The sequence below is a fragment of the Bradyrhizobium sp. CCBAU 45321 genome (genome assembly GCF_028128975.1).
Lineage (GTDB): Bacteria > Pseudomonadota > Alphaproteobacteria > Rhizobiales > Xanthobacteraceae > Bradyrhizobium > Bradyrhizobium yuanmingense.
This window is the reverse complement of sequence record NZ_LFKZ01000016.1, coordinates 323,118-342,910: the sequence shown is the minus strand read 5'-3', so window position 1 is coordinate 342,910 and position 19,793 is coordinate 323,118. Positions and strand designations below refer to the sequence as shown.

General features: G+C 65.8%; 19 protein-coding genes. 11 read left to right on the top strand and 8 right to left on the bottom strand.

All coding sequences use genetic code 11. The features are described 5' to 3' along the window. Positions 1-119: 119 nt before the first annotated feature. Both ACM43_RS05780 and ACM43_RS05775 read right to left on the bottom strand, forming a co-directional pair. On the bottom strand, positions 120-608 hold the full coding sequence (locus tag ACM43_RS05780; RefSeq protein ID WP_271538794.1) for a hypothetical protein: 489 nt from the start codon (positions 606-608) through the stop codon (positions 120-122). 257 nt (positions 609-865) lie between these two features. Next, positions 866-1,519, bottom strand: a complete 654-nt coding sequence (locus tag ACM43_RS05775) for a TetR/AcrR family transcriptional regulator (RefSeq protein WP_271538853.1) — start codon at positions 1,517-1,519, stop codon at positions 866-868. Positions 1,520-1,757: 238 nt separating this feature from the next. Between ACM43_RS05775 and ACM43_RS05770 the strand changes: the two genes are divergently transcribed. The 3 genes from ACM43_RS05770 to ACM43_RS05760 are packed head-to-tail and all read left to right on the top strand — an operon-like array spanning position 1,758 to position 5,561. Then, a complete protein-coding gene (locus tag ACM43_RS05770; RefSeq protein ID WP_271538792.1) occupies positions 1,758-2,255 on the top strand; it encodes a (2Fe-2S)-binding protein in 498 nt (165 codons plus the stop codon). Then, positions 2,252-3,307 (top strand): FAD binding domain-containing protein, encoded by a 1,056-nt coding sequence (locus tag ACM43_RS05765; protein ID WP_271538790.1) that lies wholly within the window; start codon positions 2,252-2,254, stop codon positions 3,305-3,307. Before ACM43_RS05770 ends, ACM43_RS05765 begins: the two co-directional genes overlap by 4 nt. After that, positions 3,300-5,561 carry a xanthine dehydrogenase family protein molybdopterin-binding subunit gene (locus tag ACM43_RS05760; RefSeq protein ID WP_271538788.1) on the top strand — a complete coding sequence of 754 codons (2,262 nt, stop codon included), beginning with the start codon at positions 3,300-3,302 and terminating at the stop codon, positions 5,559-5,561. Before ACM43_RS05765 ends, ACM43_RS05760 begins: the two co-directional genes overlap by 8 nt. Positions 5,562-5,794: 233 nt before the next feature. Here ACM43_RS05760 and ACM43_RS05755 read toward each other — a convergent pair whose 3' ends face one another. After that, a complete protein-coding gene (locus tag ACM43_RS05755; protein WP_018646206.1) occupies positions 5,795-6,343 on the bottom strand; it encodes a cupin domain-containing protein in 549 nt (182 codons plus the stop codon). Between the two features lie 148 nt (positions 6,344-6,491). On the opposite strand from ACM43_RS05755, the gene ACM43_RS05750 reads away from it, so the two are divergent. Together ACM43_RS05750 and ACM43_RS05745 are read left to right on the top strand one after the other, a co-directional pair. Then, positions 6,492-7,820, top strand: a complete 1,329-nt coding sequence (locus tag ACM43_RS05750; protein ID WP_271538784.1) for an aspartate aminotransferase family protein — start codon at positions 6,492-6,494, stop codon at positions 7,818-7,820. A 66-nt stretch (positions 7,821-7,886) separates the two neighbouring features. Continuing rightward, the gene (locus tag ACM43_RS05745; protein ID WP_271538782.1) at positions 7,887-9,152 is read left to right on the top strand and encodes a D-amino acid dehydrogenase; all 1,266 of its coding nucleotides are present in this window, start codon (positions 7,887-7,889) and stop codon (positions 9,150-9,152) included. 147 nt (positions 9,153-9,299) lie between these two features. Here ACM43_RS05745 and ACM43_RS05740 read toward each other — a convergent pair whose 3' ends face one another. Then, positions 9,300-9,944 carry a helix-turn-helix domain-containing protein gene (locus ACM43_RS05740; RefSeq protein ID WP_271538780.1) on the bottom strand — a complete coding sequence of 215 codons (645 nt, stop codon included), beginning with the start codon at positions 9,942-9,944 and terminating at the stop codon, positions 9,300-9,302. Positions 9,945-10,119: 175 nt separating this feature from the next. Here ACM43_RS05740 and ACM43_RS05735 point away from each other — a divergent pair, with 175 nt between their 5' ends. Genes ACM43_RS05735 through ACM43_RS05720 form a run of 4 tightly spaced genes read left to right on the top strand, consistent with a single transcriptional unit; the run spans position 10,120 to position 13,600 of the window. Then, on the top strand, positions 10,120-10,878 hold the full coding sequence (locus tag ACM43_RS05735; protein ID WP_271538778.1) for an ABC transporter substrate-binding protein: 759 nt from the start codon (positions 10,120-10,122) through the stop codon (positions 10,876-10,878). A gap of 45 nt (positions 10,879-10,923) precedes the next feature. Then, positions 10,924-11,577, top strand: a complete 654-nt coding sequence (locus tag ACM43_RS05730; protein WP_024341720.1) for an amino acid ABC transporter permease — start codon at positions 10,924-10,926, stop codon at positions 11,575-11,577. Beyond that, complete coding sequence (locus tag ACM43_RS05725) at positions 11,574-12,305, top strand: amino acid ABC transporter ATP-binding protein (RefSeq protein ID WP_271538775.1); 732 nt, start codon at positions 11,574-11,576, stop codon at positions 12,303-12,305. The genes ACM43_RS05730 and ACM43_RS05725 overlap by 4 nt, the downstream gene beginning before the upstream one ends. 11 nt (positions 12,306-12,316) lie before the next feature. Then, positions 12,317-13,600 carry an NAD(P)/FAD-dependent oxidoreductase gene (locus ACM43_RS05720; RefSeq protein ID WP_271538773.1) on the top strand — a complete coding sequence of 428 codons (1,284 nt, stop codon included), beginning with the start codon at positions 12,317-12,319 and terminating at the stop codon, positions 13,598-13,600. A 52-nt stretch (positions 13,601-13,652) separates the two neighbouring features. Here the strand turns inward: ACM43_RS05720 and ACM43_RS05715 are convergent, their stop codons facing one another. The 4 genes from ACM43_RS05715 to ACM43_RS05700 all read right to left on the bottom strand — a co-directional run bounded on the left by ACM43_RS05715 (position 13,653) and on the right by ACM43_RS05700 (position 16,555). Next, complete coding sequence (locus ACM43_RS05715; protein ID WP_271538771.1) at positions 13,653-13,865, bottom strand: hypothetical protein; 213 nt, start codon at positions 13,863-13,865, stop codon at positions 13,653-13,655. Positions 13,866-14,010: 145 nt separating this feature from the next. Next, a complete protein-coding gene (locus tag ACM43_RS05710) occupies positions 14,011-15,600 on the bottom strand; it encodes a gamma-glutamyltransferase family protein (RefSeq protein WP_271538769.1) in 1,590 nt (529 codons plus the stop codon). A 535-nt stretch (positions 15,601-16,135) separates the two neighbouring features. Next, a complete protein-coding gene (locus ACM43_RS05705; protein ID WP_198399843.1) occupies positions 16,136-16,312 on the bottom strand; it encodes a hypothetical protein in 177 nt (58 codons plus the stop codon). A 9-nt stretch (positions 16,313-16,321) separates the two neighbouring features. Next, a complete protein-coding gene (locus tag ACM43_RS05700) occupies positions 16,322-16,555 on the bottom strand; it encodes a DUF6894 family protein (RefSeq protein WP_157285260.1) in 234 nt (77 codons plus the stop codon). 199 nt (positions 16,556-16,754) lie between these two features. On the opposite strand from ACM43_RS05700, the gene ACM43_RS05695 reads away from it, so the two are divergent. Continuing rightward, the gene (locus tag ACM43_RS05695) at positions 16,755-18,842 is read left to right on the top strand and encodes a PQQ-dependent sugar dehydrogenase (protein WP_271538763.1); all 2,088 of its coding nucleotides are present in this window, start codon (positions 16,755-16,757) and stop codon (positions 18,840-18,842) included. Further along, entirely contained in the window at positions 18,799-19,734 is a 936-nt protein-coding gene (locus tag ACM43_RS05690) for an SMP-30/gluconolactonase/LRE family protein (RefSeq protein WP_271538761.1), read from the top strand. The genes ACM43_RS05695 and ACM43_RS05690 overlap by 44 nt, the downstream gene beginning before the upstream one ends. Positions 19,735-19,793: the final 59 nt, after the last annotated feature.

Below are 19,793 nucleotides of genomic sequence, written 5' to 3'. Positions count from 1 at the left end.
GTTCCTGCGACGCGCGTTGAAATGGCGCGACCCTGTTTAGTGCCGATGGCCGAAATCATCCTGCCCAGCATTGGCGTTTTAATCGAAGGGTTGATCGGGCCAATAGCCGGCCCGCCGCATCACAGATTTTTCACCAAGCGTCGGTGCAGCGTTGCGGCGTTGGGCTGCCTGGCGGCCCACTCCAGATTGCGTTCGCCATCGATCTTCACCCAAAACGTACGAGTCGGCGCATCGCTGCCAGTGAGCGACTTGAATGTACATGATGCCCTTTCTCGCATGATGGCGCCGAGGGAATCCTGAGCTTGGTAATCAATCACCGCCTCATACTGAACCGGCAGGTGGCGTGCTGATTGCATCATGAATCTTCTGGTTGACTCGGGTACGGCCCGTTCCGGCTCGGCGAAAAATTCGTCCCACGTGATCGTTCTTCTGGAGTCTTCCAGGTCGATCCGTTGATAGGTGGAGGAATCCGTCAGCCGCTCTTGAATCGCGTTTTCGCAGGTTTGCACAAATTGAGACGTGAACGGCGGATAGCTACGCACGTAAGCATAACCGAGAACAGCGATACCGAGGACTGCAAATGCTGCAATGGCAAGTTTGATTTTCATATCCGACTCTTACAAGAAAGACCACAGACTCATACGGCCTCGGGGTGCAAGCAGCAACGAGCGGACTAAACTGGACTAAGCCTAAGCGTGTATTAACTGGCGCGCACAACCCTACACTCTAGAGTGTGGTACTTTGCCGCTGGCGTGTGACGAGGAGTTGTCCGATTTTGGCTCTGGCCAGAATGTTTGGGTCACAAGCCACGATGCTCCGGCCGATCAGCAGATTTCCGCTCCGCCCGCAGGACCCGACTTTCCTTTTATGAGTACCGCGCCGAGCGCTTCCGCTTCATCGCCGGCTTCGTCGTCTTCGACGAGCGCGCCTTGGCCTTGCCGGGCGGCCGCACGCGCAAGCCGTCGACGAACACGTCGAGCAGGCGCAGCGCCGTCTCTTGCCAACCAGGTTGGTCGTGCACATAGCACATACCGAAGAAGGCGCGCAGCAGATCCTCCGGGTTGATGTCGGCGCGCATCTCGCCGGCTGCGACCGCCCGGTCCAGCAGCGAGCCGATCGCCTTGGTCAGACGCTCGAAGGAGAAGGCATGCAGCTCCGACCCGCTCTGCACCGCGAGCGCGAGCGCTGCCATCATCCCCTTCTTGGTCGCAACGAACTCGACCCCTGAGCGCAGCCAGCGCCGCAGCGCCTCGACCGGGTCCTTGGCATTCTTCAACTGCTCGGCCAGCTCGCTGAGCTGCTCGACCTCGCGGCGGTACACCGCCTCGAACAAGGCCTCGCGCGTCGGAAAATGCCGGTACAGCGTGCCGATGCCGACGCCGGCCCGCTTCGCCACCGCTTCCAGGCTCGCCTCCGAACCGCCGGCGCTGAACACCAGCTTGGCCGCTTCGAGCACGCGCTCGCGATTGCGCACGGCGTCGGCGCGGGGCTTTCGGGTCTGATCGGTGTGGTCGTCCATGCGCGCAATGTAGATCACGAATTGGTTAGATTGAACCCATTGGTCGCCTTATCGCGTTGGTGACGCACGGGCTTTTGACGAATTCCAGATTTTTCGCACCGACCTTGTTAAGCGGAGGCAGCCTCCGTATCTTCGATCGAGCGCCGGCCGCATCATGTTCGGCGGCGTGCAATCGACGGCGGCCACGGCGGTGGCGCGCTGCGCGATGACTCATGTCCAAATCTGATCGGAGCCTTGTATGAACCACTCCATCAGCCTCACCGTGAACGGTGCACGGCGCGACTTCGTCCTCGACGATCCGCGCGTCACGCTGCTCGATCTCCTGCGTGAGCGCCTCGATCTGACCGGAACCAAGAAGGGGTGCGACCGCGGCCAGTGCGGCGCCTGCACCATTCTCGTCGACGGCAAGCGCATCAATTCCTGTCTCGCGCTCGCCATCAGCCATGACGGGGCCGACATCCTCACCATCGAAGGCCTCGCGCGCGGCGACCAGCTGCATCCGGTGCAGGCCGCCTTCATCGCCCATGACGGCTTCCAGTGCGGCTTCTGCACGCCGGGCCAGATCATGAGCGCGATCGGCATGATCAAGGAGGCGCAAGCCGGCAACGATCCGGAACGCATCCGCGAATGCATGAGCGGCAATCTGTGCCGCTGCGGCGCTTACGTCGGCATCGTCGATGCCGTGCTGGAAGCGCAAGGGCAGATGGACGAGACCAATCAGAGGCGCTCCGCATGAAACAGTTCGATTATGTCAGGCCGGCCACGGTCACTGAAGCCGTTGCTGCCGCGGCCCAGCCGGGCGCGGTCTACCTCGCCGCGGGCACCAACCTGCTCGACCTAATGAAGGGCGGCGTCAGCCGTCCGGACCGGCTGGTCGACGTCACACATCTCGATGGGCTCGACGGAATCGAGACTCTCGCGGACGGGTCCTTGCGCATCGGCGCCTTGGTGCGCAATGCCGATCTCGCCCATGATGCGGAGTTCGCGCGGTCCTATCCGGCGGTGGCCGAAGCGCTGCTCTCGGGAGCGTCGGCTCAATTGCGCAATGCCGCCACCGTCGGCGGCAATTTGTTGCAGCGGACGCGCTGCGCGTATTTCTACGACACCGCCAGCCGCTGCAACAAGCGCGAGTCGGGCTCCGGCTGCGACGCGCGCGACGGTGAGAACCGCAGCCATGCCGTGCTCGGCTGGAGCGAGAGCTGCATCGCTACGCACCCCTCCGACTTCTGCGTGCCGCTGGTCGCGCTCGATGCCATCGTCGAGATCGAGGGCAGGGGCGGCCGGCGCGATGTCGCGCTCGACGAGCTGCATCGCCTGCCCGGCGATGCGCCCGAGCGTGAGTCCGTGCTCGAGCCTGGCGATCTCATCGTCGCGGTGCGCCTGCCGCCTGCCGCACGCGGATTTTCCGCGCATGCGCGTTACCTCAAGGTCCGCGAGCGCACCTCCTATGCCTTTGCCGTCGTCTCGGCCGCTTCTGCGCTGCGGATCGAGAACGGCAGAATCGCACAGGCGCGGCTCGCGCTCGGCGGTGTCGCTGCAAAGCCCTGGCGCGCACGCGGAGCGGAAGACGTCCTCAAGGGCGTCGCGCCGACCGCCGACGCGTTCCAGGAGGCAGCCCGGCGTGCGCTCGAGGGCGCGAAGCCATCGGGCGACAACGCCTTCAAGATCGAGCTCGCGCGCCGCATCGTCGTGCGCGCGCTGACCTTGGCCGCCGCCGGGACGCCTGCGCGTATCCCCGCGCTGCCGGCCTCTCCCTTTGCCACGACCTCCGGAGCCCTCCATGTCTGAGCTCAATTTGACCAGTGCGCCCGCGCATCTGCGGCACGGCTCGAATATCGGCCAGCCGCTGACCCGCCGTGACGGCATCCTCAAGGTGACGGGGCAGGCGACTTACGCCGCCGACAACCATCCACCCGGCATGTTGTTTGCGGTGATGGCCGTCTCGAGCATCGCGCGAGGCCGTGTGGTCTCGCTCGATGTCGCTGCCGCAAAGCGCCATCCCGGCGTCGTCGACGTCATGACGCCCGACCACAAACCAGCGCTCGCGATCGACCCCGACCTCAAGACCAATCCGTTCGTGTTCCGGATGGAGGTGTTGCAGAGCAACGATATCCGCTACGCCAATCAGGCGATTGCGGTCGTGATCGCCGAGACGCTGGAGGCCGCGACGGAAGGTGCGGCGCTGCTGGCCCCGGCTTACGAGGTGCAGCCTGCGCTCGTCGGCCTCGATGCCGGCGAGAGCTTCGTGCCGCCGGTCGTCGGCGTCGGTAATCCCACGGAAAGCCATCGCGGCGATGTCGAGGCGGGCCTCGCCGCGGCCGACAAGCAGATCGACGCGATCTACGAGACGCCGCCGCAATATCACAATGCCATGGAGCCGCACGCGATCGTGGCGCGCTGGGATGGTGACAAGCTCTTCTTGGACACGCCGAGCCAGGCCATGGTGATGGCTCGCGGCCGCGTCGCCGAGCTGTTCGGCCTCGCGCCGGAGAAGATTCACATCCGCAGCCCGTTCCTCGGCGGCGGTTTCGGTTCGAAGGGCTTCCTGACCGGGCCGCAGATCCTCGGCGTCATGGCCGCGAAGCTGGTCGGCAGGCCGGTCAAGCTGGTGCTGCGCCGCGAGCAGATGTATGGCCCGGTCGGCCACCGCGCGCCGACGCGCCAGCGCCTCCGCCTCGGCGCCGATGGCGAGGGGCGTCTGACTGCGCTCGATCATCACGCCCGAACTGTGTCGAGCACCTTCGACGATTTCTACGAGCCTGCCGCCGACGCCTCGCACACGCTCTATGCGGCGCCCGCGATCCGCACTTCGCACGATGCCGTGCGCGTCAACACCGGCACGCCGCTGTTCATGCGAGCGCCGGGCGAGGCGACCGGCTCGATCGCGCTCGAGAGCGCGATCGATGAGATGGCGTGGGCCTGCGGCATGGATCCGCTCGCCTTCCGCCTCGCAAACTACGCCGAGGTCGAGCCGATGACGGGCCGGCCTTTCTCCTCCAAGGCGCTGCGGGCCTGCTACGAGCAGGGCGCCGCGCGCTTCGGCTGGGCCAAGCGTCCGCTGCAGCCGCGGCAGATGCGCGACGATGCCGGCCTCCTGGTCGGCTGGGGCATGGGCACGGCGACCTTCCCGGCGCTGATGTTCCAAGCCGAGGCGCGCGCGGCGATCCGCCGCGACGGCTCCGGCGTGATGGAGATCGGCGCGCACGACATGGGGCAGGGCGCCTGGACGGCGCTGGCGCAGATCGCGGCCGATGCCGTCGGCCTCGACATCGACCGGCTCGACTTCAAGTCCGGCACGTCCGACCTGCCCGACGCCGGCATCGCGGGCGGCTCGGCGCACACCGCAACGGCGGGCGCTGCGATCCACAGCGCCGGCGCGGCCGTGATCGGAAAGCTCGCCGATCTCGCCACCAGCGACGAGCGCTCGCCGCTGTTCGGCGCCGGCAATGCCGGCGTGATCGCGCGCGACGGCAGGCTGATCCGCCGCGACGACGAGAGCCGCAGCGAGAGCTATGCCGGGATTCTGGCGCGCGCGGGCGTTGCCGAGGTCGAGGCCCGCGGCACCGGCGCGGCGAACCCTGCGGCGATGGAGCAATATGCGATGCATGCCCACGGCGCAGTGTTCGCCGAGGTAAAGGTCGATCCCGAGCTGGGCCAAGTCCGCGTCAGTCGCATGGTCGGCGCCTTCGCCGCCGGCCGCATCATCAATCCGCGCATGGTGCAGAGCCAGCTGTTCGGCGGCATGATCTGGGGCATGTCCTTCGCGCTGCATGAGGAGGCCGTCACAGACCGGCGCAGCGGACGGATCATGAATTCCAATCTCGGCGAGTACCACATCCCGGTGAATGCCGATGTGCCGCCGCTCGACGTCATCACCGTCGAGGAGCACGATCCGCACGTGAATGCGCTTGGCATCAAGGGTGTCGGCGAGATCGGCATCACCGGCAGCGCCGGCGCGGTCGCCAATGCGGTCTGGCACGCAACTGGCGTGCGCGTGCGCAAATTCCCGATCCGGATCGAGGAGTTGCTGACGCAGCGCTGAAGCGCGATTGAAATGGGCCACATCGCTGCAGCGACGGAGGTGCGCTCCCTCTCCCGCTTGCGGGAGAGGGTCGGGGAGAGGGTGTCTCCGCAATGGGACAATCCCCCAGAGGAAAGAGTCCTCACCCGCGCCGGAGCTTGTCATCGGGCGCGCCTTCGGCGCTACCCGGTGGGCGCGACCTCTCCCGCAAGCGGGAGAGGTGAATGAGCCGCACCGGATGCGCCGATCTCGCGTCAGAACGTCGGCGGCGTGCAGGCCGAGATCACCTCGCAGGGCTTGCCGCCGACGCAGCGGAAGCGATGCGGGCGGCGGCTCTCGAAATAATAGGCATCGCCGGGATTGAGGATGCGGCGCTCGTCCTCGACCGTGACTTCGAGTTTGCCTGAGATCACGATGCCGCCCTCCTCGCCGTCATGGACGAGATGGACGCGCCCGGTGTCGCTGCCGGGCTCGTAGCGCTCCTTGAGGATCTGCAGGCTGCGGCCGAACAGATTGTCGCCGACCTGCCGATAGGAGATCGGCTTCTTGCCGACCTCGGTGAGCTCCTCGGCGCGGTAGAAGATCTTGCGCCTGGACTCCGGCTCCAAGGCGAAGAACTCGGCTAGGCCCATCGGGATGCCGTCGAGGATGCGCTTGAGCGCGCCGACCGACGGGTTCATCTGGTTGGATTCGATCAGCGAGATCGTCGAATTGGTGACGCCGGCGCGCTTGGCGAGCTCGCGCTGCGACAGCTTGTGACGGGCCCGGATGAATCGCAGCCGTCCACCGATGTCGACGCTCATGCCCAAGTCCCGTGTTGCAGGTGTTGCGGATCGCGCAAATATGGACCGGCAGCCCCAGTCAAATCAATGGCTTGCAGGTCATCAGAAAAGGACTTGTTGCGGTTTCCAAGCCGTGGCTCTGCTGGCGGGTCAGCAAAGGAGCGCGGCCGTGACCCTTCATCAGATTCCGAACACTATCAAGACCGACTCGTTCTGGATGCCGTTCACGGCCAATCGACAGTTCAAGAAGGCGCCGCGCCTGTTCTCCTCGGCCGAGGGCATGCATTACACCACCGTCGACGGCCGCAAGGTGATCGACGGCTCCGCCGGGCTCTGGTGCGTCAATGCCGGCCACGGCCGCAAGCAGATCGCCGCCGCCGTCGAGCGCCAGCTGATGACGCTGGACTTCGCGCCGTCCTTCCAGATGGGCCATCCGCTGGCATTCGACTTCGCCGAGCGCCTTGCCGAGATCGCGCCCAAGGGTCTCGACCGCATCTTCTTCACCAATTCCGGCTCCGAGTCGGTCGATACCGCGCTGAAGATCGCGCTCGCCTATCACCGCGCCAACGGCCAGGCCAGCCGCACCCGCCTGATCGGCCGCGAGCGCGGCTATCACGGCGTCGGCTTCGGCGGCACCTCGGTCGGCGGCATGGTTGCCAATCGTCGTGCGTTTGCGACCCTGCTGCCGGGCGTCGACCACATCCGCCATACCCACGATCTCACCCGTAACGCCTTCGCCAAGGACCAGCCCGAGCACGGCGCCGAGCTCGCCGACGATCTCGAGCGTCTGGTCGCGTTGCACGGCGCCGAGACCATCGCCGCCGTCATCGTCGAGCCGGTGCCGGGCTCGACCGCGGTGCTGCCGCCGCCGAAGGGATATCTGCAGCGCCTGCGCGAGATCTGCGACAAGCACGGCATCCTCCTGATCTTCGACGAGGTCATCACCGGCTTCGGCCGCCTCGGCACGCCGTTCGCCGCCAACTTCTTCGGCGTCACGCCGGACCTGATGACCACCGCGAAGGGCATCACCAACGGCACCATTCCCTGCGGCGCCGTGTTCGCGAGCCGCAAGGTGCATGACGGATTGATGGTCGGTCCCGAGAACCAGATGGAGCTGTTCCACGGCTATACCTACTCGGCGCATCCGACCGCCTGCGCCGCCGGCATCGCCACGCTCGACATCTACAAGGACGAGGGCCTGCTGACGCGCGGTGCCTCGATTGCCGAATATTGGCGCGATGCGCTGCATTCGCTCAAAGGCCTGCCGAACGTCGTCGACATCCGCAATTGCGGCCTGATGGGCGCCGTCGAGCTGGCGCCGCGCGACGGCGTCGTCGGCGCGCGCGGCTATGACGTGATGGTCGACTGCTTCAACACCGGCCTTTACCTGCGCATGAGCGGTGACAGCTTCGCGATGTCGCCCCCGCTCATCGTCGAGAAGAGCCATATCGACCAGATGGTCTCGATCCTCGGCGACGCCATCAAGAAGGTGGCCTGATAATTGCTCTCGCCGCCAGCGAGTTGTGTCCTTGCAGCGGCGAGCGCCGCGGGAGTTTGACGAAGCGTGAAAGTTCTGATCCTCGGCAGCGGTGTCATCGGTGTCACCTCTGCCTACTACCTCGCGCGTGCCGGCCATGAGGTGACGGTCGTCGACCGCCAGCCGGAGCCGGCACTGGAGACCTCCTTCGCCAATGCCGGCGAGGTGTCGCCCGGCTATTCCTCGCCCTGGGCCGGCCCCGGCGTGCCGGTGAAGGCGATCAAGTGGCTGTTGATGAAGCACGGCCCGCTGGTGATCCGGCCGAAGCTCGATCCGGTCATGTGGGTCTGGCTGCTCAAGATGCTGCGCAACTGCACCAGCGCGCGCTACGCAGTCAACAAGAGCCGGATGATCCCGATCGCGGAATACAGCCGCGACTCTTTACGCGATCTGCGCCGCGACATCGGCATTCAGTATGACGAGCGCTCGCAGGGCACGCTGCAGCTGTTTCGCTACCAGGCCCAGCTCGACGGCACGGCCGAAGACATCGCCGTGCTCAAGCAATACGGCGTTCCCTTTGAAGTGCTGAACCGCGAGGGCTGCATTGCGGTCGAGCCGGCACTTGCCGGCGTGAAGGAGAAGTTCGTCGGCGGGCTCCGCCTGCCGCAGGACGAGACGGGTGACTGCCACATGTTCACGCAGGCGCTGGCGAGGCACGCCCAGGCGCTCGGCGTGCGCTTCCTGTTCAACACCTCGATCGACCGTATCGTCACCGATGGCGCGCGCGTCAGCGGTGTCGCCACCAGCGCCGGCCTGCTGCAGGCGGACGCTTACGTGCTCGCGCTCGGCAGCTGGTCGTCGCGGCTCCTGGCGCCGCTCGGTATTTCGCTGCCGGTCTATCCGGTGAAGGGCTATTCGATCACGGTGCCGATCAAGGACGCCTCCGGCGCGCCAGAATCGACTGTGATGGACGAGAGCTACAAGGTCGCGATCACCCGGCTCGGCAATCGCATCCGCGTCGGCGGCACCGCCGAAATCTCCGGCTATTCCGACAAGCTCTACGACGCACGCCGCGCCACGCTCGATCATTCGCTGACCGACCTGTTCCCGCGCGGCGGCGATCTGTCCAAGGCGACGTTCTGGAGCGGCCTGCGTCCGATGACGCCGGACGGCCCGCCCGTGATCGGCCGGACCCACTACGCCAACCTCCACCTCAACACCGGCCACGGCACGCTGGGCTGGACCATGTCCTGCGGCTCGGGCCGCGTGCTCGCCGACATGCTGTCGGGCAAGAAGCCGGAGATCGACGTCAGTGCGCTATCGGTGGAGCGGTACAAGCACCGGTTCGGCTAGGCTCTATCCGCGTCATTGCGAGGAGCCCTTGCGACGAAGCAATCCAGGCTGTCTCCGCGGTGAGACTCTGGATTGCTTCGCTGCGCTCGCAATGACGGCGTGGAGACGCCGCGGATTTCTTCCACCCGCCGCGTGCTTTGAAAGCAGCTACCCCGCCCCCGTCACGCAATTCACCCACAGCACCACGGCCTTCGCATCCTGCGCCGGATTGGAAAACCGGTGCGGCCTGCGGCTCGCGAAGCGAAAGCTGTCGCCCGTCTTCAGCGACCACGTCTGACTGTCCACCGTCAGCATCATCTCGCCTTCCAGCACGAGCCCGGCCTCTTCGCCGTCGTGGGTGTAGAGCTCATCGCCGGTGGAGCCGCCGGGCTCCAGATGCACCAGAAACAGATTGAGCTTGTTGTCGCTGCTCGCCGGGCTCAGCAATTGCTTGGACACGCCGGTGCGCCACAGTTTCAATTCGGGCCGCTGCACTCCGCGCGTCACCACCTGATCCGACGCGCCGTCGGCGCTCGGGCTCGCGCCGAACAATGCGGCGATGCCGACACCGAGCACGTCGGCAAGCGTCGCCAGCACCCGCAGCGACGGCGACGACAGCCCGCGCTCGATCTGGCTGAGGAAGCCGATCGACAGCTCCGTGCGCGCGGCGACCGTCTCCAGCGAGAATTGCCTGACCCGCCGGAGATCCCGGATGCGGCGGCCGACTGCGACGTCCATCGCCGGCTCGGCCGGTTTGGCTTTCACCCTGGCCGGCTTTTTCATGGCCGGCTTCGCGGCGGCCGGTTTGCGCATTCTTTTGCCACCGCTCACGTCAAACCGCTTCCTTCATGTGCATGAAAACTGCTTGCATCGTTCGCAAAAGTGTGACCAAATTTTCATATTGGTGAAAATAGGCCGAAACGGGCCGGCCCGCAACGCCTGATCGCGACATGCGCGCGCCGCCGGCCAGGCCCAACAGGGGGATGCGATGAAGCGTTTTGTTCAGGCCGCAATCGCGGCGCTCGCCATTGCCGCAGTCGCGCCGGCTTCGGCGCAACAGGCTTTGAAGGTGGGCTCGACGCCGACAGGCATTCCCTTCACCTTTCTCGACACCAAGACCAACACCATCCAGGGCATCATGGTCGATCTCATCACCGAGGTCGGCAAGGATGCCGGCTTCAACGTGCAGATCGAGCCGATGCAGTTCTCGGCGCTGATCCCCTCGCTGACCTCGAGCAAGATCGACATCATTGCGGCCGCGATGTTCATCACGCCGCCGCGCAAAGAGGTCGTCGACTTCTCCGACCCGATCTACACCTATGGCGAAGGCCTGGTGGTGCCGAAGGCCGACACCAAGACTTACGCCATGCAGGAGGACCTGAAGGGCGAGACCGTCGGCGCCCAGGTCGGCACCGCCTTTGTCGACGCACTGAAGAAGACCGGGCTGTTCGCCGAGGTAAAGGCCTATGACACCATCCCGGACATCCTGCGCGACGTGAACACTGGCCGCCTCAAGGCCGGCTACGCCGATTATCCGATCCTCGCCTACAATCTGAAGCAGGGCGGCTTCCCCGAGGTGCGCCTGGTCGACGGCTACAAGCCGGTCACGGTCGGCTCTGTCGGCATCGGCGTGCGCAAGGGCGAGAGCGCACTGCTCGGCAAGATCAACGCTTCGCTGGCGAAGCTGAAAGCCAACGGCACCATCGACAAGATCCTCGATAAATGGGGCCTGAAGGCACAAGGTTGATCGTCAGCGTCTGATCGATGAAGGCTCCTTAGTGAAGGCTTGCCGATGAAAGGCTTCTGGCGCGACGCCGTCGAGTTCTTCCCGATCCTGCTGAACGGCGTCGCGCTGACGATCATCGTCACGATCGGCTCGCTGCTGCTGTCGACGGTGCTGGGCCTCGTCTGGGCGATGATGCGGGTCTCCGGCATCAAGGCGCTGTCGATGCTCAGCGCCAGCCTGATCAACGTGATCCGCGGCATCCCGATCATCGTGCTGTTGTTCTACCTCTACTTCGTGATGCCCGATCTCGGCGTTACGCTCAGCGCGTTGCAGGCCGCGATCCTCGGGCTCGGCATCGCCTATTCGGCCTACCAGGCCGAAAACTTCCGCGCCGGCATCGAGGCGATCGACAAGGGGCAGATCGAGGCGGCGCAGTCGATCGGCATGGGCTGGTGGCTCACCATGCGCCGCGTGGTGCTGCCGCAGGCGGTGCGCATCGTGCTGCCTCCTTACGGCAACGTGATGATCATGATGCTGAAGGATTCCTCGCAGGCCTCGACCATCACGGTCGCCGAGCTCGCGCTGCAGGGCAAGCTGATCGCGTCCTCGACGTTCAAGAACACCAGCGTGTTCACCCTGGTCGCCCTGATGTATCTCACCATGAGCATTCCGCTGATCCTCTTGGTCCGTCACTTCGAGAAGCGGGCCGGCAAGCGATGATCGAGCTGAACGACGTCCACAAGAGCTTTGGCAAGGTCGAGGTGCTCAAGGGCATCACGGCCTCGGTCGAGAAGGGCGAGGTGGTCTGCATCATCGGCCCCTCCGGCTCCGGCAAGTCGACCATCCTGCGCTGTATCAACGGTCTCGAAAGCTACGACCGCGGCGAGATCAGCGTCGAAAGCTTGAAGGTCGACCGCGACGCGCCGTCGATCGTGAACATCCGCACCCAGGTCTCGATGGTGTTTCAGCGCTTCAATTTGTTTCCACATCGCACCGCGCTGGAGAACGTCGTCGAAGGTCCGCTCTACGTGAAGAAGGAGCCGCGCGCCCAGGTGCTCGAGCGCGGCCGCGCGCTGCTCGCTCAGGTCGGGCTTGCGGAAAAGGCCGACGCGCATCCGCCGCAGCTTTCCGGCGGGCAGCAGCAGCGCGTCGCCATCGCGCGGGCGTTGGCGATGCAGCCGAAGGCGATCCTGTTCGACGAGCCGACTTCGGCGCTCGACCCCGAGCTGGTCGGCGACGTCCTCGGCGTCATGCGCAAGCTCGCCGACGACGGCATGACCATGGTCGTCGTCACCCACGAGATGGGCTTCGCGCGCGACGTCGCCGATCGTGTTCTGTTCATCGATGGCGGCGTCATTGTCGAGCAGGGGCCGGCAAAATCGGTGCTCAATCAACCGCAGCACGCGCGGACGCAGGACTTCTTGCGCCGCGTGCTGCATCCGCTCTGACCGGACTCGCCATGACGCGCCTGCCTCTGCCGCCCTCGCTCTATGCCGACACTGCCGTCGCGCCGGTTGCCACGCCGCCGCTCGACGTCGACAAGAGCGTCTCGGTCGCAATCGTCGGCGGCGGCTACACCGGCCTTTCCACCGCGCTGCATCTGGCCGAACAGGGCGTCGAGGCGCTGGTGCTGGAGGCACAGGAGCCGGGCTGGGGCGCGTCGGGCAACAATGGCGGCCACACCAATCCCGGCCTGAAGCACGACCCCGACAAGATCGAGGCCGATTTCGGCAGCGAGCTCGGCCGCCGCATGATCGCGTTCGCCTACGGCACGACCAACTTCACACACGATCTGATCCGCCGCTACCAGATCCCGTGCGAGGCGCGGCAGAACGGCACGTTGCGCGCAGCTTACAATGAGAGCAGCGCCGCTGCGATCGAGAAGACCGCGCAGCAATGCATCCGCCGCGGCATGCCGGTGACTTATCTGAACCGCGAGCAGCTCCGCGACATGACCGGCACCGATCGTTACATCGGCGCGATGTTGGACACGCGCGGCGGCGATCTGCATCCTCTCAGCTACGCCCGTGGTCTTGCGCGCGCTGCGATGTCGGCGGGCGCGAAGGTTCATGGCGAGACGCCGGCGCTATCGCTCCGCCGCGAGGGAACGCGCTGGCGCATCGAGACGCCGCGCGCGATTGTTCACGCCGACAAGGTCCTGCTCGCCACCAACGGCTTCACCGACGATCTCTGGCCGGCGCTCCGCCGCACCATCGTGCCGGTGTTTTCGTCGATCGCCGCCACCGCGCCGCTTTCCGACGCAGTCGCCCGTTCGATCATGCCGACGCGCCCCGTCCTCTACGAGAGCGGCCACATCACGGTCTACTATCGCATCGATCAGCAGAACCGTCTGTTGATGGGCGGGCGCGGCCCGATGCGCTGGATCAAGTCGCCGCATGACGTCGCCTATCTCATGCGTTATGCGGAGCGACTCTGGCCGCAGCTCAAGGGCGTCGTCTGGACCCACGGCTGGAACAGCCGGCTCGCCATCACCGGGGATCATTACCCCCACGTGCACGAGCCCGCCGAGAGCGTTTTGATCTCGCTCGGCTGCAATGGCCGCGGTGTCGCGCTTTCGACTGCGATGGGCGCGCAGCTCGCCCGCCGCCTGATCGGCGGCGCCAAGGCCGAGATCGACATGCCCATCACGGGCATCAAGCCGATCCCGATGCACGCTTTCTGGCCGGTCGGCGTGACCACCGCCGTGATCGCGGGCCGGGTCCGGGACCGGCTCGGCATATGAAGAAGGCGCCGCTCGGTGAGGAGCGACGCCTTGCTTGAATCCTGGATCGGCTTTAGCAGCGACCCTGCTTCCAAAGTCCGGGCGGGCACGCGTGACCGCGCCAGCCGACCTTGCGACCGTGGTACCATCCGAATGACTTGCCATGGTGATGATGGCCGATCTTGTGGCCATGTCCGTGGCCATGACCACCCTTCGCCAGCGCGGGGCTCGTCAATGTGAAGCCGGCCGCAATGATCAGCGAGGCGGCGAGCGCAAGTTTCTTCATGATGTCCTCCAGTGGGCGAGCGCATTTGTCCGTTCAGTGAACGAACGGTGGGAGAGTAAGTTCCCTGCGAATGTGGAGGAGTCGTGACGCTCGCCTGGATGCGTAATCGCGCTCGCGCTCAACGCGCGCTGGCATGTCGAGCGAGTCAAGCCTCCGCCACCGCATCGGCCCAGGGTTGGAAAATCTCGACCGCGCCGGAATTCACCGCGCCCTCGCGCATCACGACGCTCGGGAAGGCGAACTTCTGCGGTACCGCCTGCAGCCGGGTCTCTTCATAGTCGAAACGCGCGGCCAGCGCCTCGCGCACCTCCGCCCGCAGGCGCGCATCGCCAATCACCACCGCGCCTTCACTGGCGTCGATGCGCGGCTGGTGAATGGCAGCATCCAGGTCCATCCCATAATCCATCGCGAAGGACACGAGCTGCATCACCGCGGGCAGGATGCGGCGGCCGCCGGAGGCGCCGATTGCGAGGCGCTTGCCGTCCTTGGTCTCGGCGATGACGGGCGTGTAGTTGCAGAGGCAGCGCTTGCCCGGTGCGAGCGAGTTCGTGGTACCAGGCGTCGGATCGAACCACATGATGCCGTTGTTCATGGTGATGCCGGTGTGCGGTGTCACATATCGCGAGCCAAAGGACGAGAGCAGCGTCTGCGTCACCGCCGCGATGTTGCCGTGGCGATCGACCGCCGAGAAATGCGTGGTGCAGGCCGGCGCCAGATATTCGGCGCCGAGCGAGCGCTTGCCGTCGGCATCGCCCATATCCTTGAGACGCTCGCGGAAGGCGGCCTGCAGGGCGAGCGCATATTCGACATAGGCGCCGGCATCCGGCGCGTCTGCCGGCGTCAAGCTCTGCTGCAACAGCCGCAGCGCATGCGCCATGGTCGGGCCCGCGGTGAGCTCGGGGGTCGCGAACACCTTGCCTTCGCGATAGGGGATCGCCAGCGGCTCGCGCAGATGGGCGCGGAATGCAGCGAGATCCTCCACCGACAGCGAGCCGCCGTCGGCCTTGATGTCGGAAGCAATGCTCCTGGCGAGATCGCCCTGATAGAAATCACGCGCGCCCGCGTCCGCAAGATGTGACAGCGTCGCCTTCAGGGCGTCCTGCGGCAGCCGCGTCTCGAATTTGATGCCCCAGGGCGCGGTCGGCGGCAGGCCGTCCTTCAGATATGCGGCCGCGCTCGCGGAGTAGCGCCTGAGATCGGCGGCCGAGCCCGCGATCGTCACCGTCGTCCACCAATCGACCAGCAGGCCTTCGCCGGCGAGCTGAGCTGCCGGCGCGACCAGATCCTTCCACGGCATTTTGGCATGGCGGCGGTGCGCCTCTTCCATTCCGGCGACGACGCCGGGCACGGCGATCGAGCCGGGGCCGTGGGTGTTGCGATCGTCCTTCACCCTTGGCCAGGGAAACAGGTCGGACGATGGACCTTCGCCGCTGAGCGGATAATCGGCCGTGCGCAGGCTTTGCGGCGCGCACATGCCGTAGTCGATCACCTCATAGCGATTTTCCTTGGCGCGGTAGAGCACCATCGCGCCGCCGCCGCCGATGCCGCTGTTCCAGGGCTCCAGGACGTTGAGGGCAAACGTGGTCGCGATGATTGCGTCGACGCAATCGCCGCCCGCGGCCAGCACCTGCGCCCCGACTTCGGCCGCCAGCCGCGATTGCGACGCGACGATGCCGCCCTTGGAGGTGACGGCGGGCTTGCGGACGGTCTGGTTGAGGCTGAACTGGTGAGGCATGGTGTCGTCTTGATGCTCGTCGATGGCTTCGCTGCGTTGAATGCGAGGCTCCGCGACTGGCGAAGCGCGCGGACAATGGCACATTGCCGCCATCGAGAACATCCAAAGGCAGGCGCGGCATGGCTGGTGTGAAACAGGCGCGGGATGAGAGCTTTTCGCTGCGGCCATCCTTCGAGACGCCCGCTTGAGGCGGGCTCCTCAGGATGAGGGCGGAGTGCGCGGCAGCAGTTTCACGGGACACTGATGCCAAGGAGCCTCATCCTGAGGAGGCGCGTCAGCGCCGTCGCGAAGGACGAGGCGTGCACGCAGGCGCCCTCGCGAGTCATATGCGATACTCTTGGCAATGAGGTGCGGGGCTGCCCCCAAGCCCGTCATGCCCGGGGCTTGACCCGCTGCGCGGCCGAAGCTGCTTCGGCGAGGCGAAGGCCCGGGCATCCACGTCTTCGTATCCGCGCCCCCCAAAACGTGAATGGCCGGGACAAGCCCGGCCATGACGGAAGATACAAATGTCCGAAAAAGCGCGGTAAGCGCCGCCTCAGTGCGAGCGATCCAGCCGGCTGGCCTGGTACTTGGCGCGCCATTTCGGGCCGGGTCCGCGCATGTAGTGCAGCTCGGGCCGATAGGGGTTGCCCGCGACGCGGATCAGCGTCTGCCATCGGGTGGCGACGAAGCTGAGGGGCTGGCGCAGCAGGGTCAGGGAAGCGAGCAACATGGCATCACCTCAATGCGGCTTGCCGAGCAGGGCGGTGAAGGGGAGGTCGAACAGATCCTCGCCGTCGGAGCCGCTGACATGGATCACCCAGTCGCGCCAGTCTTCTGCGCCGGGGGTCTGGATCATCGAGTTCATGATCTGAGCGGCGCGGTCGCGCGCCTCGGTCAGATTGGCGACTGCGGCGCCGTAGCGGTCGATCAGCGTGCCCTCGGTGTTGGAGCAGTGAAAATAGACCTGGACCATAGGCGCCTCCTGTAGAAAGCGATTGGGGACGGCAAACGGATACCACCCCAAGCATTCGCGAAACATTCGGGTCGAGCCCGGTAAGGGAATCTACGGATATTGGTCGGGCCCAAGGTCGTTACAGGTTTAATCACAGGCGGGTGATGACTGGACGGCGCGGCGGCGCATGGAACAACGCCGGCGGGAAGGCGGGGGCACCGTGAACGAGTTCACATTCGCGCGCGAACGGCGAAATCTGCGCTTGCCTGCAGCGGCCGTTGTTGCAGCGGGCTTGGCTGCCGCGCTGCTCGGCTTCGCCCCGGCCTCGTCCGAGCCGGTCAGGAAGAGCGGCTATGTGATCGGCACCGAAGCCTGCGGCAGCGGCGATCTCGCCTTTCCCAGGATCCAGATCGACATAAAGGCGGGATTTTGCGCCGGCCTCGTTGCCGACGAAGAGGATCGCCTCAAATTTCCGCGCTCGATCGTCCAGGTGCCCGGCCGCGACCTTTTGGTGGTCGCCGACATGGGCGGCTGGGGCCACACCGACGGGCGGCTGCTGCTGCTCGATCCGCGCGCCCCGCAGGGGCAACGCCTCAAGGAGCTGCTGACGGGGATAGAATATCCGTTCGCTCTCGTCATCGGCCCGGACAAAAAGCTCTACGCCTCGACCGCGGAGACGATCTTCCGGTTCGACCCGCTCGCGGACAATCCACGCAGCACGGTCGAGACCATCATCCGCCACATGCCCGGCCGCCGGATCACGCTGCCCGATGGTAAGAGGCTCGATGAGAGCGCGCATCCGCTCAAGCAGTTCGTGTTCGACCGGAACGGCCGGCTGTTCGTCAATGTCGGCTCGCACAGCGACGATTGCATCACGCCGGCGCCGATCACAAAACCCTGTGCGGCGGCCGAGGGCGCGTCCGCGCTGGCATCGATCTGGCTGTTCACGCCGCCCGCAGGCGGCGTCTTCCCGGCATTGAAACCCGGCGATCCCGACCCGCCGCACAGCGTCTATGCGCGCGGCTTGCGCAACTCGATGGCGCTGGCGCTGCACCCGAAGTTTCCGGATGCCGGCTACGCCTTTCTCCAGGGCGAGAACGCCCGCGACCTCCCTGATCTCTTCAAGCCGAACGAGGAGATCAACGCCATCGAGCAGGGCAGGCACTATGGTTGGCCCTATTGCTACGATTTGTCGACGCCGAGCCCCGAATTCAGGCTCGTGCTGCAATCGGGCGCGTACAAGTCGTTCTGCTCGGCCAATGCGCTTTACAAGGCGCCGCTCTCGCTGCTGCCGCCGCACGGCGCGCCGCTCGCGATGCTGTATTACCACGGCGCGAAATTCCCCGAGCTTGAGGGCAAGCTCCTGGTCGGCCTGCACGGCTATCGGCCGACCGGCAGCCGGCTGCTGGTCTATGACGTCGACGATCACGGCTTTCCAGAGCCCAGCGCGGCACCGGTGCGCTATCACGTCAGCTGCGCGGCCGAGCCGACCCGCAGTTTCCGGACCGATGCCGGCGAGGTCGCCGCCGCGCCGTTCGAAGAGCTGATCGCCGGTTGGCACCGCGTCAACGGCGCGCGGCCGCAAGGTGCGCCGGTCGGCATGACGGTGACGGAGGACGGCGCGATCTGGCTGGTCGAGGACAAGAACAAGACCGTGATCCGGATCGATCGCACGGCCGGCGAGCGACCTCAGCCGCTCCCCTGCGATACCCGCAGCCAGGCGATGATCGACCAGCTCGCAGCCTTCGTCGCCAGAGACGCGCAGAACAGCGTTCGCCTCACCACCTTACGCAAGGGCCTCGTCGAGAAGCATTGCACCGGCTGCCATTCGGATTTCGGCCTGAGCGCGGCGCAATCGGATGCGGAGAAGGACAGGGCGGTGTTGCACTTCATGCTGGCGCAGGACGGCTGGATCTATCCTGGCGATCCCGACGCCGGCAGGCTGCGGACGCGCCTGCGCGGCCTTGGCGCCGAGAAGCTGATGCCGCCGGGCGGCGAGAGCCTGCCGAAGCTGGAACCCGGTTACACGCGCCTGCTCGATACCGCGGACCTGTTCGTCGCCAAAATGGTTCCGGGCACGCGCATGCGGATCAAGCCGGGCCCGCCGCAGCGGAAGTTTTTCAGCAAGGCCAACAAGGAATGCGGCGAAATACCGGCCGGAAAGGTCGTCGTCGTGACACAAAGGGACGCTGTAGACAGACCCGGCTTCAGCCGACTCTTCCGGCCAGCCGATCCCTATCTCAACGGCGAGTGCACCGACGGCGATGGCTATTACATCCGGCAGGAACTTCTGGTGCCTGTGCAGTAGCATCCTGCTGGTCACGCTGCCGGCCGCTGCCGAAACAAAACTGTTCGAAAGCGCACAGGTGACGCCCGCCAGCGAATACACCTTCGGCATCGAAGGGCCCGCCGCCGATCTCGACGGCAATCTGTTCGTCGTCAATCTCGGCAAGCCCGGCACAATAGGCAAATTGCCCGCCGGCGGCGCCGCCTCGGAGCTGTTCACGACGCTCCCCGAAGGCAGCGTCGGCAATGCGATTCGTTTCGATCGCAGCGGCACCATGTTCATCGCCGACTACAAGAAGCACAACATCTTCGCGATTCCCAAGGGTGCGACCGAACCCGCGGTGTGGTTTCACTCCGGCGAGATGAGCCAGCCCAACGACATCACGATCGCGCCGGACGGCACGATCTATGCGAGCGATCCGAACTGGAAGGGGCGCGAAGGCCACATCTGGCGCATCGCCAGGGGAGCGGACGGTACGGTGCGAGGGCAGGTGATGCCGGCGCCGCGCGCGATGGGCACCACCAACGGCATCGACCTCAGCCCTGACGGCAAGACGCTCTATGTCGGCGAATCCAGCAGCGGCCAGATCTGGTCCTATGCGATCAGCGGCAACGAGCTGACGGCTGCAAAACTCGTCAAGGCGTTTCAGCCCGACACCATCGACGGCCTGCGCACCGACGTTGCCGGCCGCCTCTACGTCGCGCGCATTCTCAAGGGCACGATCGCGCTGATGAAGCCGACCGGCGCGGTCGAGCGCGAGATCCCGCTGAAGGCCAAGGAGCCGACCAACATTGCCTTCGGCGGCAGCGACGGCAAGACCATCTTCGTCACCCAGCGCCAGGGTGGCTTCATCGAGTCCTTCCGCACCGACCAGCCGGGCCGCGAGCACTGTCTTCAGCGAGGCCGTTGCTGAGCTTCGCACGCGCTCTGCTCTCGGCGCAGGGCAGCGCGACGCTGGGCGGCATTCTTCTT

Excerpts from the sequence above, each read along its gene's own strand:
- ACM43_RS05725 (WP_271538775.1), top strand. The coding sequence starts at position 11,574 with ATGATCGAGCTGAACGACGTCCACAAGAGCTTTGGCAAGGTCGAGGTG.
- ACM43_RS05720 (WP_271538773.1), top strand. The coding sequence starts at position 12,317 with ATGACGCGCCTGCCTCTGCCGCCCTCGCTCTATGCCGACACTGCCGTC.
- ACM43_RS05690 (WP_271538761.1), top strand. The coding sequence starts at position 18,799 with ATGGCTATTACATCCGGCAGGAACTTCTGGTGCCTGTGCAGTAGCATC.
- ACM43_RS05760 (WP_271538788.1), top strand. The coding sequence starts at position 3,300 with ATGTCTGAGCTCAATTTGACCAGTGCGCCCGCGCATCTGCGGCACGGC.
- ACM43_RS05775 (WP_271538853.1), bottom strand. The coding sequence starts at position 1,519 with ATGGACGACCACACCGATCAGACCCGAAAGCCCCGCGCCGACGCCGTG.
- ACM43_RS05715 (WP_271538771.1), bottom strand. The coding sequence starts at position 13,865 with ATGAAGAAACTTGCGCTCGCCGCCTCGCTGATCATTGCGGCCGGCTTC.
- ACM43_RS05700 (WP_157285260.1), bottom strand. The coding sequence starts at position 16,555 with ATGGTCCAGGTCTATTTTCACTGCTCCAACACCGAGGGCACGCTGATC.
- ACM43_RS05740 (WP_271538780.1), bottom strand. The coding sequence starts at position 9,944 with ATGCGCAAACCGGCCGCCGCGAAGCCGGCCATGAAAAAGCCGGCCAGG.
- ACM43_RS05710 (WP_271538769.1), bottom strand. The coding sequence starts at position 15,600 with ATGCCTCACCAGTTCAGCCTCAACCAGACCGTCCGCAAGCCCGCCGTC.
- ACM43_RS05730 (WP_024341720.1), top strand. The coding sequence starts at position 10,924 with ATGAAAGGCTTCTGGCGCGACGCCGTCGAGTTCTTCCCGATCCTGCTG.
- ACM43_RS05755 (WP_018646206.1), bottom strand. The coding sequence starts at position 6,343 with ATGAGCGTCGACATCGGTGGACGGCTGCGATTCATCCGGGCCCGTCAC.
- ACM43_RS05735 (WP_271538778.1), top strand. The coding sequence starts at position 10,120 with ATGAAGCGTTTTGTTCAGGCCGCAATCGCGGCGCTCGCCATTGCCGCA.
- ACM43_RS05780 (WP_271538794.1), bottom strand. The coding sequence starts at position 608 with ATGAAAATCAAACTTGCCATTGCAGCATTTGCAGTCCTCGGTATCGCT.
- ACM43_RS05770 (WP_271538792.1), top strand. The coding sequence starts at position 1,758 with ATGAACCACTCCATCAGCCTCACCGTGAACGGTGCACGGCGCGACTTC.
- ACM43_RS05765 (WP_271538790.1), top strand. The coding sequence starts at position 2,252 with ATGAAACAGTTCGATTATGTCAGGCCGGCCACGGTCACTGAAGCCGTT.
- ACM43_RS05705 (WP_198399843.1), bottom strand. The coding sequence starts at position 16,312 with ATGTTGCTCGCTTCCCTGACCCTGCTGCGCCAGCCCCTCAGCTTCGTC.